Raw genomic sequence first — 12094 nt, forward strand, 5'->3', positions numbered from 1 at the left:
TTTCCACCGCTGTCTATTATCAGGCTGAGCGACGAGGAGCCGGTGATGAGGAAACGCACCAATGGGAGGCTGATGGGGAAACAGGTGATGTATAGCATATCGGAGTCAGAGATCTAATCGCTGAGGTTCTCGTTCACGTATTCACGATCCACGAAGTGCAATATGGAAGGGAACGGAGAAAGCAACAAGCAGGGAACGAAGAAAGGAAAGAGGGAAGGGAAGGAAGGAGAAATTTCTACTATTTGAAAGGAGAAAATCATGGCAAATATTGCTCGTCGTTCACCTCTCGGTGAAATCGCCCGCTTTGACCCGTTTTACAATATTGATGACTGGTTCAAGGGTTTCGGAATGCGTCCATTTTCCATGGATGTGGAAACTCCCCACCAGATCAAGATTGATGTGTCCGAAACCGACACCGCCTACAAAGTGCGGGCGGAACTCCCCGGTGTGAAAAAAGAAGATGTCAAGGTGCAGGTAGAAGGTAATCGTGTCACGATCGGTTATGAAACCAAACAGGAAAAAGAGGAAAAGGAGGGAGAAAGAGTCATTTATCGCGAAAGCGGCCAAGGCGCGAGCTATAGGACTTTTACCCTGGGAAGCGAGGTGGATGAAACCAAAGCCGAGGCCAAGTATGAAAATGGCACACTGGAACTGACATTGCCCAAGAAAGAAGGTAAAACGGCCAAACGGATCGAGGTCAAATAGCGCGCGACCGTTTCTTTCGGGCCTGGGCGGCTGGTACGCGCTATTGCTTCAAAAGAAAGGCCAGCGTCCGGTTGCTTGGCAGCATGTTGCGCTCAGGCCTTACTCCTCCGTGCCTTGCGCCTATTCATTCTTGACTCAACGCCACCACGACACATAACAACAGAATGCCCGGAGGGCAATTCATTGTGCTTTTTGGGCGAGCCGGAAAGTTCACTCCAGGGCGGGTTGCGGGATTGCCTTGGGGGTGCGGTAATACCCGGCAGCTCCCGCCCAAATTCATTCTGGAGGGCCCATGCCGGCCAAACAGATTCTGTTCCGTGAAGCAGCCCGTGCCGGAATCATCAAGGGGGTAAATACCCTGGCGGATACGGTGAAAGTGACGCTCGGTCCGAAAGGACGGAACGTCATCCTCGAGCGCGCCTACGGTGCACCCTTGGTCGCCAACTCCGGCGTCGTTGTGGCGAAAGAGATCGAACTCGAGAATAAATTTGAAAATATGGGCGCTCAGATGGCAAAAGAAGTGGCCAGCAAAACATCCGATGTGGCGGGAGACGGCACCACCACCGCTACCGTTCTTGCGCAGGCGATTGTCCGCGAAGGGATGAAATATGTTGTCGCTGGAATGAATCCGATGGATCTCAAGCGCGGTATCGACACGGCGGTTGCCGCTACCGTCGAAGAACTCAAGAGGATATCCAAACCATGCATGACCAGCAAAGAAATTGCCCAGGTTGGAGCTGTTTCCGCCAATGCTGACACCGCGATTGGCGAGCTCATTGCAGAGGCTATGGAGAAAATCGGCAAGGAAGGGGCCATCACGCTGGAAGATGGCAAGAGTCTTCATAATGAGCTGGAAGTAGTGGAAGGAATGCAGTTTGATCGTGGCTACCTGTCGCCCTACTTCATCACCAGCGCAGACAAGCAGATCGTGGTGCTGGACGAACCATGCATTCTCTTATATGGCAAAAAAATCAGCAGCATCCAGAACCTGATTCCGCTACTGGAGCAAGTCGCCGATGCCGGACATCCCCTGCTTATCATCGCTGAGGATGTGGAAGGTGAAGCATTGGCGACCCTCGTTCTCAACAATATTCGTGGCACTTTGAAAGTAGCTGCAGTCAAGGCGCCGGGCTTCGGCGACCGTCGCAAGGCCATGCTGGAGGATATCGCCGTTCTTACTGGAGGCAAGGTCATTACCGAGGAGCTGGGCCTCACATTGGAGAAAACTACATTGGAGGAGCTTGGCCAAGCCAAGCGCGTCGAAGTGGGCAACGAATACACGACGCTGATTGGCGGTATGGGCGACCCCAAGGAGATCGAGAACCGGGTTAAACAAATCCGTCAGCAAATCGCGGACGCCGCCAGCGATTATGACAAGGAAAGGTTGCAGGAACGTGTTGCCAAACTGGCTGGCGGCGTGGCGGTGATCAGGGTTGGAGCCGCTACAGAGACTGGCATGAAAGAAAAAAAAGCACGAATTGAAGACGCATTGCACGCAACCCGTGCCGCAGTGCAGGAGGGAATCCTGCCAGGAGGCGGTGTGGCACTCCTTCGGGCGAGGGCAGCGATCGGCGCGCTCAAGGGCAGCAATAACGAACAGCAAGCAGGCATCGAGATCGTGCTTCGGGCCCTGGAAGAGCCCTCGCGGCAAATTGTCGCAAATGCCGGTGGTGAGTCTTCGGTGGTGCTTGCCAAGGTGCTGGAGGGAAAGGGCAACTTCGGCTACAACGCAGCCACCGAAGAATATGGCGATCTTATCGAAATGGGCATTCTCGACCCCACCAAGGTAACGCGCTCCGCCCTGCAGAATGCCGCTTCGATCGCAAGCCTGATTCTCGCTACTGACGTCATGATCGCGGAATTACCAGCAAAGAAACATACAGTGCCCGGGGATATGGCCGAGATGGATGAGACGGCAGCGTAGGGTCGAAGAGGTAATCGTGCCCAGGCAGATGGTTTTCCGGTTGAAGGGGAGAAACCAAAGAGATGAAGTTGTGCAAAACGCAAGTCGCCCAAAGAGTCCAGAACTGTTCATCGCAACAATAAACGGTGTAATTCAAAAGGAGTTTCACAATGGGAACGCGAACCACACCACCTCCCGCTTTTCGCCAGATTTTACGCCGCGACAGCATATTTGAAGAGCGTGTAGATGATGCATACAAATCAAGACATAAACTGCCGGAGCCGACTGTCTGCCCCCAATGCAAGGCGGTTTTTCACGATGGCCGCTGGGAGTGGCGGCAAGTTCCAACTGGCGCACACCAGGAAAAATGCCCCGCGTGTCATCGCATACACGACCAGTATCCCGCCGGTTTTGTAACTTTGCAGGGAGAATTTTTTGCTGCTCATCGTGAGGAAATACTGCACGTCGTGCAAAACGTAGAGAAGCGCGAACGCGCCGAGCATCCGCTTCAGCGCATCATGGCGATCGAAGAAAAAGACGGCGAGACGTTGATTACAACGACCGACATCCATCTTGCCCGTGGGCTCGGTGACGCGATTCACGACGCGTACCAGGGCGATCTGGAGTTTCATTACAACCAGGGGGAGAATCTGCTGCGCGTGCACTGGATGCGCTAAGCATAAACGGTTGACGAAGCTGAGCCGGTCTTCCGCCGATGCCGGCCATCTAACCGGAATGCTGCATTGCAGATCCGTAAAGCAGTATCCGATCGATCGACAAAATAGTGGAGCACATATGCCTATCGGAGAAATTTGCAGCCGTGATGTAGTGATCGTGAAGCGCAACGATACCATTCTGGAAGCAGCCAGACTCATGCGCCAACACCATGTAGGCGACGTAGTGATTGTTGAAGAGCGTGGTGGCTTACGGATTCCGGTCGGCATTGTCACCGATCGCGATATTGTTTTGGAAATCATGGCAACCGAACTCGACCCGACGGTCATCACGGTGGGCGATATTATGGAGCAGGATCTGGTTACGGTGAAAGAAAGCATGGGCATATTCGAAGCAATTCAGTATATGCGCAGCAAGACCGTCAGGCGGCTTCCGGTCGTGGATGAAAATGGCGCGTTGCTTGGCATTCTTGCGCTTGATGATTTGCTGGAACTCTTGTCGGAAGAGCTGCTTGCCATAGCCAGGCTGGTAAGGTATCAGCAACGGAAAGAAACGAGGCAGCGTCAATAGTCAAATTGAACGTTATGGCCGGCGACGGCTTCACTGGGTAGGAGGAATCATGCTGGATTCTTTGAAACAGGTAGGAAAACATATTGGGCGCGGCCTGAGCCGCACATGGGAGAATATTTCCGAAGGCTGGCGTGAACTGGTTCATCATAGCAGCGATGCGCTTACCCACTTTAACCGCAACAAGGATGAGGAGAGGGACGAAGGCGGGGCAGGCAGCATGTTGCCCGCTTTTCGAAACTGGGGGCTGCTATCGGGCGAAGTGGAAGAAACGGACAAGGAGATTGTGGTGCGTATAGAGGTACCGGGGATTGAAAAAAAAGACTGCCAAATTACGATAGATGGAAATATGCTCTATATAAAGGGCGAAAAGCGCTTCGAGCGCACTACGCACGACAGCACCTATCATGTAATGGAACGTGCTTACGGGACCTTCGAACGCGCAATACCGCTGCCCCATAATGTCGATCCAGACAGGGCCGAGGCCTCCTATACGAACGGCGTGCTGACCATACGTTTGCCGAAATCGAAAGGCGAGAAAGGCCGTACCGTGCCCGTGTCGTGACCACCGAACACCATATCACTTTTGGGGTTTACCTGAATGGCGTCCGTTGGCTGCGAATCGCGGTTCTGCTTGGCGTTGTCCTCAATAGCCAGGCGTTGCAACGGGTTGAGGCGGCTGAGACCGGTTCATCTGTCAGCCGGAACGAAAAAAAGGAGAAAGCCGTTATGTCCATGAGTATTACTTCGTCATCGTTTCCCAATCACGGAGCGATACCCGCTCGCCATACCTGTGATGGACACGACATTTCGCCAGAGCTTTTCTGGACAGAAGTACCTGAAGGCGCCAAGAGCCTGGTCTTGATTGTGGACGACCCGGATGCGCCCGATCCCGCCGCACCTAAAAGAACCTGGGTTCACTGGGTGTTATACAATATTCCACCCACCGCCGCCGGGTTGCCCGAGGGCATTGCCGCGGCGGAGCTTCCTCCAGGCACCCGGGAGGGCCTCAACGATTGGCACCATACGGACTATGGCGGACCATGCCCCCCAGTGGGAAATCATCGATATTTTTTTAAGCTCTATGCATTGGATACCGTTTTACCAGATTTGAAACAGCCTGACAAAGCAACCCTGGAAAAGGCGATGCAAGGCCATATCATCGCTTACGCCGAGCTGATCGGCCGATATCAGAAGCATTGATCCCATGGCTACATGGGAAAGAACAGGGAACTTCGTCGTCTGCGAGGACTTGCCCAGAGGCTCCCTTCGGTTGAATGAACCTGGTTCAATATTATGTCAAATACTTTGACCACCCACAATCCCTTCACAATCCCTTCACAATCCCTTCATGCAGCGAAAGGGTTTGGCGGTGGGCCGGGATCATTGCAAATTGCTTGTGGTTGATGGTCAGATCGTCTTCGTTATTTCGGCGATCAATAGCGCCGATACGTACGTATATATCACAAACGCATATTTTGTGCCCGACCCGCAATTGCTTTCTGCACTGTGAAATGCTGCCCGGCGCAAGGTTGACGTAAGATTGCTGTTGCCCGGCAAGACCGATTCAAATCTGGTTTTTTATGCTTCGCGCTCCTACTATGATGAGCTGCTGAGCGCCGGGGTGAAGATTTATGAGCGCCAGGACGCGCTGCTGCATGCCAAGACCGCGATAATCGATGGCGTCTGGTCCACAATAGGCTCAACCAACCTCGACTGGCTCAGTATTGAGCACAATCAGGAAATCAACGCTGTAATTCTCGGCCAGGACTTTGGTTCGCAGATGAAAAGCATGTTCGAGAAGGATATAGGCGACTCCAGGCTTGTCACGCTCGATGCGTGGCGCAAGCGGTCGATTGGCCCGCGAATAAAAGAATTTGCCGCCGATTATTTTCCCGGTGGTTTAACGGGAGAAAACACGCTTTCTGACGGGCCCAACGGTGCAAGTCTTTGCCTTCCTTTTTCACAGCCGGTTGATACGTAATAGCGGAGATGAGGCGTAGGTAGCTCATCCGTAATTTAATCGCCTCGTCTTCCCTGGAACCTGAATACCAATGCCTGCTTTCTCCGAACTCGGCTCGATTGTTTCCGTACGTGGCGGCATTGTAGACGTCCGTTTTGAAAATAGCGTGCCGCCTATTCATTCCTTGCTGCGCACCGGCGGCGAAGAGGAAATCGTTCTTGAGGTTTTATCCCAGCTCAGTGGTGAAGTCGTGCGCGCCATTGCATTGACGCCGACGCAAGGTCTTGCCAGGGGCATGCCGGTCAGGGATACTCACGGGCCGCTGAAAGTGCCGGTGGGCAACGCAACGCTCTCGCGCATGTTCAATGTTTTCGGCGATACCATAGACCGTCTGCCGGCCCCGGATGGGGTGGAATGGCGTTCCGTTCATCATTCATCGCCACCTCTGGCAAGGCGCTCCACTAAATCCGAAATTTTCGAGACAGGCATCAAAATCATTGATGTGCTGATGCCGCTGGAACGCGGCGGCAAAACTGGTCTGCTCGGTGGCGCGGGCGTGGGCAAGACAATCCTGCTCACCGAGATGATTCACAATGTGGCAGGGCAACATGAGGGCGTGAGCATTTTTTGTGGCATAGGTGAACGCTGCCGTGAAGGAGCCGAACTCTACCGTGACATGGTGGAGGCCGGGGTGCTGAAAAACATGGTGATGATTTTGGGCCAGATGAATGAGCCTCCCGGCGCCAGATTTCGTGCCGGTCATGCGGCGCTGACCATGGCTGAGTATTTCCGCGATGACGAGCATCGTGATGTACTATTATTAATTGACAATATCTTCCGTTTTATTCAGGCGGGTATGGAGGTTTCCGGCCTGATGGGCCAGATGCCATCGCGCCTGGGCTATCAGCCGACAATGAGCACGGAGCTGGCGGAGCTGGAAGAACGCATTGCAAATACCGATAGCGGCGCTATCACGTCGATTCAGGCAGTATATGTTCCGGCGGATGACTTTACCGATCCTGCTGCGATACACGCTTTTTCGCATCTTTCAGCTTCCATCGTGCTCTCGCGCAAGCGGGCCAGTGAAGGATTGTATCCAGCCATCGATCCGCTGCAATCCAGTTCCAAAATGGCCACGCCGACCGTTATCGGCCAAAGGCACTACCATATCGCCCAGGAAATCCGCCGCACGCTGGCGCAATACGCGGAACTCAAGGACATTATTGCCATGCTTGGACTTGAACAGCTATCACCGGAAGACCGTCATGTTGTGGCGCGCGCCAGGCGGCTGGAGCGTTTTCTCACTCAACCTTTTTTTACGACTGAACAGTTCACCGGCATCAAAGGGAAACTCGTGAGTCTTGAGGATGCGCTGGACGGTTGCGAGCGCATCCTGCAGGATGAATTCAAAGATATGCCGGAGAGATCGTTGTATATGATCGGGACGGCTGGCGAGGCAGAAAAGCCTCCGGTCCGCCAGGCGGCTGCACCGGGCTTTATGCAAGGCTTGGCCGGAAATTCTTCAAAGCCGGGTCGGGCAAACTTGTAGTGTATGAATCTGAAGATTCTTCTGCCTTTTGCAGTCTTTACCGAGAAAACCGGGATAGTGCGCATCATAGCCGAAACGGACGCCGGTTCATTTGGATTCTTGCCCAACCGGCTCGATTGCGTGGCTGTGCTTGTACCGGGAATTTTTGTTTTCGAGACTGAGGGCAAGGGGGAAACCTACCTGGCTGTCGATGAGGGCATTCTGATAAAAACGGGTACGGATGTGCTGGTCGCGGTACGCAAAGCCATAGAAGGTGTCGATCTCGCTACACTGCGCGAGGTCGTGTCGAAAGAATTTTCCAATATGGACGCACAGGAGCAGAGCGTGCGCCAGGCGGTGGCAAAAATGGAAAGCGGTTTTATACGCCGTTTCGCAGAATTCTTTCGTGAATGACGAACGGGAGAAGAAGCAGTCAATGAATGAGCCTGCATTAATCCGGCGGGTTGGCGTCAAGGCCGAGCGCAAGTTGAAGGGCCGGCGGACGCAGCGCGATGCCGCGCGGCTGGTGTGGTCCGGCTTATCCATGATCGGGCTTGTTGGCTGGTCGGTAGTATTGCCAACCGTGCTTGGCGCCGCGCTCGGCGCATGGCTGGATCAGCGCTACCCCATGAGCCATTCCTGGACGCTAACGCTCCTGTTTGCCGGTCTGTTCGTCGGTTGTTTGAATGCCTGGCATTGGGTAGCCAGGGAAGACAGGGAAACCGACGAGCGGGAGAAGGATCACCATGAATGAAATCCTGGATGAGATGCTGGCCTCGATGTTCCTGTTAACGCCGCCGCTAGCAACCGGCGTCCTGCTGGGAGCGATGTTTTTCATAGGCCTGTGGTGGACGGTTCGCCGCGGCCTTTCCTCCCGCCGGCCGGGGTCCTGGTTCATTTGCAGCATGGTGCTGCGGATGAGCCTTGCCGTGAGCGGGTTCCATTTTTTGTTGACCCTGCCGGGCAGTGGATGGAAAACGCTGGCCGCAGGCCTGCTTGGATTTATCATCGCCAGGCTGGCGGCAACGCGGCTTTTGCCAATTGCAGAGTCATTAGTAAAAAAACAGTTTTAGCCAGCAGCCCCGCAAGCCATGCACCTTAGTCCTGATGACCTTATATTTTGGCAGTATGGGTTTCTGAAACTGAACGCTACGATTTTATATACCTGGGGCCTCATGCTTATCCTGGCTGCCGGCTCAAAAATCGTGACCCGCAGACTCTCCATCGGGCTGGAACGCGCGCACGGGCAAAATTTGCTGGAAATTGTAATTATCGCAACTTACAAGCATATTGAAGACGTGGGTTTGCGCCAGCCACGGAGATATCTCAGCTTCGTCGGCACGCTGTTTCTGTTTATCGCGATAGCCAGCCTCTTTACGATCATTCCGGGTTATGCACCGCCGACCGGCTCGCTCTCTACGACGGCGGCACTCGCGCTTTGCGTATTTTTTGCCGTGCCGTTATACGGTATAAAAGAACAGGGGCTGGCCCGCTATCTTCGCTCTTACCTCGAGCCGATGCCTATCATGCTGCCGTTCAACATAATTGGTGAGTTCTCGCGCACCCTCGCTCTGGCTGTTCGCCTGTTCGGCAATATGATGAGCGGAACGATGATTCTTGCGATTCTGCTGGCGATCACTCCGTTCATCTTTCCTGTGATCCTGAGTGCGCTCGGCCTGCTGACAGGTATGGTTCAAGCCTATATTTTCAGCATTCTTGCCACGGTTTATATTGCCGCAGCTACGAATAGCGCTCGCCCGGATTCCATGAGGCCCAATCGTTCTTCTCTTCAGGAGAACGTGGCTAAAGCGGATAAGCCTGCTCTGGAAAGGGAAAAATAAAAGTGCCATCAGATGACTTCCAAAACATTGCTCCCGGAATGTTTCACCCATGCAAGAATACGAATCGAAGGAGAGATCATGGATAGCATCACGCTTATCGCAATCGTATCAATTATTACGGCAGGCCTGACAATCAGCATTGGCGTGATCGCCCCAGCGCTGGGGGAAGGGAGAGCGGTCTCCACGGCACTGAGTTCGCTGGCGCAGCAGCCCGACGCGGCCACGACCATTACCCGAACATTGTTTGTCGGGCTTGCGATAATAGAATCGACGGCAATCTATTGTTTTGTGGTCTCCATGATCCTGATCTTCGCCAATCCATTCTGGAATTACGCAATCACCGGGGCTGCGGGAAAATAATCTGTGCTGATCGACTGGTTCACCGTTATTGCACAGGCCGTCAACTTTCTCATTCTGGTATGGCTGCTGAAACGCCTTCTCTACCAACCCATACTCGAAGCCCTTGATGCGAGGGAAAGGCGCATTGCCGCCGAACTCGCCGATGCCAATGCAAAAAAAATGGAAGCGGAGAAGGAGCGCCATGTGTTCCAGCAGAAAAATGATGAGTTCGACTTGCAGCGGGCCGAGCTTTTGCGCAAGGCCGTGGATGAGGCGCGAGCCGAACGCGGGCGGCTGATCGCTGCGGCACGGCAGGATGCGCAAGAACTCCGAGCCAAGTGGGAGAGGGCGTTAAAACTTGAATACCATAACCTGAGCCAGGCCATTGCCCGCCAAACATGCGCGGAAGTATTTGCCATTGCTCGAAGGGTCCTGGCTGATCTGGCCAATACCACGCTTGAAGCGCATATGGTGGAAGCATTTATTAAACGGCTGCGCAAGCTTGGTCATGAGGAAAAGGTACAGCTGACTTCGGCCGTCAGGATGCCTGCGCTCGTGACCTCCGTTGCAGCCGGCGATGAAAAGCTTGTGCCGGGGATTATGGTTCGTAGCGTATTTGAGTTGTCTGCAGCGCAGCAAAGTATGATTGAGTCTGTGCTCAAGGAAATTCTTGGCGGGGAAGTTCCATTTGAGGTTCCCGTCCGGTTTGCGGCCAAGCCGGATCTGATCAGCGGCATTGAAGTCGTCATGAATGGGTATAAGTTGGCGTGGCACGTCGCGGACTATCTCGCTTCGATGGAAAAGGAGATAGAGGAAGTTCTTAAAACACATTTTCAACCCGAATCCGAATCGGAACTGAAATCCCAGGCCGAAGACAAAGCATAGTAATTTTCAAAAGGTTTCTCTGTCGCGTTGGGAAACACCTTTGTCGCTTCCAGACCCTTAAACCGAGCTGAAACCTTCTTGAAGGCTATAAACTGGTAATGCAAGAGATTTTCAATCAGGTGTTTGTACATATGGGGCGGGTACGGGAAGCGTGGGAGCCCCAACTCAAATTGCATGAGACAGGCACGATCACCAGCATTGCATCGGGGATTGCAAAGGTATCCGGTCTTCCCGGCGTTGGATTCGAGGAGGCGCTCAGGTTCCCCGGGAATTCGTATGGCATAGCATTCAATATCGAAGAGGATGAAATCGGGGTGGTGTTGCTTGACGATTATTTCCATCTTCATACCGGTGATGAAGTAGAGCGCCTGGGACACGTCATGGATGTGGCGGTGGATGACGAATTGATCGGGCGAGTCATCGATCCATTGGGGCGGCCCCTGGACGGCAAACCACGGATTACGTCCGCAAAACGGCTGCCGATAGAACGTCCGGCTCCGGGTATCATCGACCGGGCACCTGTCACAGTGCCCCTGCAAACTGGGATCAAGGCCATCGATGCGCTGATACCGATCGGTCGTGGCCAGCGGGAACTGATTCTGGGTGACCGGCAAACAGGCAAAACCGCAATTGCGCTCGACACCATTTTGAATCAACGCGACGAGAATATCGTCTGCATATACTGTGCAATCGGCGTACATGCATCCGGCATAGCCAGGGCAATCGCGACTTTGCGGGAAAAAGGCGCGATGGGTTACACCATTGTGGTTGTGGCGGAAGGCAACGCGCCCCCGGGACTCATTTATACCGCCCCTTACGCTGCCACGAGCATTGGTGAGCACTTTATGGAGAAGGGCCGCGATGTGCTGATCATATATGATGACCTTACGCACCACGCGCGTGCTTATCGAGAGCTGTCTTTGCTGCTGCGTCGGCCTCCGGGGCGGGAAGCCTATCCCGGCGACATCTTTTATATCCACTCGCGGCTACTGGAGCGAGCCACTCATCTGCGCACCGAGCTCGGCGGCGGTTCATTGACTGCGCTTCCAATTATCGAGACAGAGGCGCAGGATATTTCTGCCTATATTCCCACCAATCTCATCTCTATCACGGACGGTCAGATTTACCTTTCGCCTACATTGTTCGAATTGGGCATTTTGCCTGCTATTGATGTGGCCAAATCCGTGTCGCGTGTGGGCGGCAAAGCGCAGCGCGCCGTTTATCTCGCAGTGGCTGGGGACCTGAAGCTCGACTATGCGCAGTTTGAAGAGCTGGAAACTTTTGCGCGGTTTGGCGCCAGGATGGATGAAAATACTCGGAAGATTATCGAGCATGGACGGCGCATTCGTGCATGCCTCAAGCAACCCGAATCTTCGCCGGTTACTGTAATCGAACAAATCGCGGTACTTTTGGCGCTGACCGCCAGACTTTTCGACGATGTACCGCTCGATCGGATGGCTGATGCCGAGCTGGCGGTAAGGCAGGCAGCAGCAGGCCTGACTGCCGGGGGGCGAGAGGAGAGCAAGACAGTCGAGAATTTAAATGATGCAGAGCGTGAATCCATAATCCAGATCGCCAGTAAGGCGCTCATCGCTTTGGGATTCATCCCTGAACCTCGCAAGTCCGGCCCTCAGGAAAGCGAAAGCAGACCAGGCTGAAAGCGAACGGAAGCCGGCATTTTTAAAAAA

The 12094-nt window shown here is 53.9% G+C and carries 15 protein-coding genes; all 15 read left to right on the forward strand.

The features are described from left to right. Positions 1-258 precede the first annotated feature (258 nt). The 15 genes from BMX00_RS02785 to BMX00_RS02855 all read left to right on the forward strand — a co-directional run bounded on the left by BMX00_RS02785 (position 259) and on the right by BMX00_RS02855 (position 12064). Positions 259-705, forward strand: a complete 447-nt coding sequence (locus BMX00_RS02785; RefSeq protein ID WP_090826930.1) for an Hsp20/alpha crystallin family protein — start codon at positions 259-261, stop codon at positions 703-705. Positions 706-997: 292 nt separating this feature from the next. Beyond that, complete coding sequence (groL, locus tag BMX00_RS02790) at positions 998-2629, forward strand: chaperonin GroEL (RefSeq protein WP_090826932.1); 1632 nt, start codon at positions 998-1000, stop codon at positions 2627-2629. 149 nt (positions 2630-2778) lie between these two features. Continuing rightward, positions 2779-3285: a BCAM0308 family protein gene (locus BMX00_RS02795; protein ID WP_090826934.1), complete on the forward strand. Its 507-nt coding sequence runs from the start codon at positions 2779-2781 to the stop codon at positions 3283-3285. 118 nt (positions 3286-3403) lie between these two features. Then, a complete protein-coding gene (locus BMX00_RS02800) occupies positions 3404-3853 on the forward strand; it encodes a CBS domain-containing protein (RefSeq protein ID WP_090826936.1) in 450 nt (149 codons plus the stop codon). A gap of 49 nt (positions 3854-3902) precedes the next feature. Next, positions 3903-4415: an Hsp20/alpha crystallin family protein gene (locus tag BMX00_RS02805; protein WP_090826938.1), complete on the forward strand. Its 513-nt coding sequence runs from the start codon at positions 3903-3905 to the stop codon at positions 4413-4415. A gap of 164 nt (positions 4416-4579) precedes the next feature. Beyond that, positions 4580-5053, forward strand: a complete 474-nt coding sequence (locus BMX00_RS02810) for a YbhB/YbcL family Raf kinase inhibitor-like protein (protein ID WP_090827652.1) — start codon at positions 4580-4582, stop codon at positions 5051-5053. Between the two features lie 346 nt (positions 5054-5399). Beyond that, on the forward strand, positions 5400-5834 hold the full coding sequence (locus tag BMX00_RS02815; protein ID WP_245727617.1) for a phospholipase D-like domain-containing protein: 435 nt from the start codon (positions 5400-5402) through the stop codon (positions 5832-5834). 70 nt (positions 5835-5904) lie between these two features. After that, positions 5905-7362, forward strand: coding sequence for a F0F1 ATP synthase subunit beta (gene atpD / locus BMX00_RS02820; RefSeq protein WP_090826940.1), 1458 nt, complete (start codon positions 5905-5907; stop codon positions 7360-7362). A 3-nt stretch (positions 7363-7365) separates the two neighbouring features. Then, positions 7366-7755 carry a F0F1 ATP synthase subunit epsilon gene (locus BMX00_RS02825; RefSeq protein WP_090826942.1) on the forward strand — a complete coding sequence of 130 codons (390 nt, stop codon included), beginning with the start codon at positions 7366-7368 and terminating at the stop codon, positions 7753-7755. Between the two features lie 22 nt (positions 7756-7777). Beyond that, the gene (locus tag BMX00_RS02830) at positions 7778-8095 is read left to right on the forward strand and encodes an AtpZ/AtpI family protein (RefSeq protein WP_218141474.1); all 318 of its coding nucleotides are present in this window, start codon (positions 7778-7780) and stop codon (positions 8093-8095) included. Then, the gene (locus BMX00_RS02835; RefSeq protein ID WP_090826946.1) at positions 8088-8414 is read left to right on the forward strand and encodes an N-ATPase subunit AtpR; all 327 of its coding nucleotides are present in this window, start codon (positions 8088-8090) and stop codon (positions 8412-8414) included. The genes BMX00_RS02830 and BMX00_RS02835 overlap by 8 nt, the downstream gene beginning before the upstream one ends. Before the next feature lie 18 nt (positions 8415-8432). Next, positions 8433-9182 carry a F0F1 ATP synthase subunit A gene (locus BMX00_RS02840; protein ID WP_090826948.1) on the forward strand — a complete coding sequence of 250 codons (750 nt, stop codon included), beginning with the start codon at positions 8433-8435 and terminating at the stop codon, positions 9180-9182. A gap of 78 nt (positions 9183-9260) precedes the next feature. Beyond that, the gene (locus BMX00_RS02845) at positions 9261-9542 is read left to right on the forward strand and encodes a F0F1 ATP synthase subunit C (protein ID WP_090827654.1); all 282 of its coding nucleotides are present in this window, start codon (positions 9261-9263) and stop codon (positions 9540-9542) included. Positions 9543-9545: 3 nt separating this feature from the next. Further along, positions 9546-10406, forward strand: coding sequence for a F0F1 ATP synthase subunit B family protein (locus BMX00_RS02850; RefSeq protein WP_090826950.1), 861 nt, complete (start codon positions 9546-9548; stop codon positions 10404-10406). 98 nt (positions 10407-10504) lie between these two features. After that, positions 10505-12064 (forward strand): alternate F1F0 ATPase, F1 subunit alpha, encoded by a 1560-nt coding sequence (locus BMX00_RS02855; RefSeq protein ID WP_090826952.1) that lies wholly within the window; start codon positions 10505-10507, stop codon positions 12062-12064. Positions 12065-12094: the final 30 nt, after the last annotated feature.

This window comes from Nitrosovibrio tenuis (genome assembly GCF_900109785.1).
Classification (GTDB): domain Bacteria; phylum Pseudomonadota; class Gammaproteobacteria; order Burkholderiales; family Nitrosomonadaceae; genus Nitrosospira; species Nitrosospira tenuis_A.

Coding starts and splice junctions, on each gene's coding strand:
- BMX00_RS02785 (WP_090826930.1), top strand. CDS start 259: ATGGCAAATATTGCTCGTCGTTCACCTCTCGGTGAAATCGCCCGCTTT.
- groL (WP_090826932.1), top strand. CDS start 998: ATGCCGGCCAAACAGATTCTGTTCCGTGAAGCAGCCCGTGCCGGAATC.
- BMX00_RS02795 (WP_090826934.1), top strand. CDS start 2,779: ATGGGAACGCGAACCACACCACCTCCCGCTTTTCGCCAGATTTTACGC.
- BMX00_RS02800 (WP_090826936.1), top strand. CDS start 3,404: ATGCCTATCGGAGAAATTTGCAGCCGTGATGTAGTGATCGTGAAGCGC.
- BMX00_RS02805 (WP_090826938.1), top strand. CDS start 3,903: ATGCTGGATTCTTTGAAACAGGTAGGAAAACATATTGGGCGCGGCCTG.
- BMX00_RS02810 (WP_090827652.1), top strand. CDS start 4,580: ATGTCCATGAGTATTACTTCGTCATCGTTTCCCAATCACGGAGCGATA.
- atpD (WP_090826940.1), top strand. CDS start 5,905: ATGCCTGCTTTCTCCGAACTCGGCTCGATTGTTTCCGTACGTGGCGGC.
- BMX00_RS02825 (WP_090826942.1), top strand. CDS start 7,366: ATGAATCTGAAGATTCTTCTGCCTTTTGCAGTCTTTACCGAGAAAACC.
- BMX00_RS02830 (WP_218141474.1), top strand. CDS start 7,778: ATGAATGAGCCTGCATTAATCCGGCGGGTTGGCGTCAAGGCCGAGCGC.
- BMX00_RS02835 (WP_090826946.1), top strand. CDS start 8,088: ATGAATGAAATCCTGGATGAGATGCTGGCCTCGATGTTCCTGTTAACG.
- BMX00_RS02840 (WP_090826948.1), top strand. CDS start 8,433: ATGCACCTTAGTCCTGATGACCTTATATTTTGGCAGTATGGGTTTCTG.
- BMX00_RS02845 (WP_090827654.1), top strand. CDS start 9,261: ATGGATAGCATCACGCTTATCGCAATCGTATCAATTATTACGGCAGGC.
- BMX00_RS02855 (WP_090826952.1), top strand. CDS start 10,505: ATGCAAGAGATTTTCAATCAGGTGTTTGTACATATGGGGCGGGTACGG.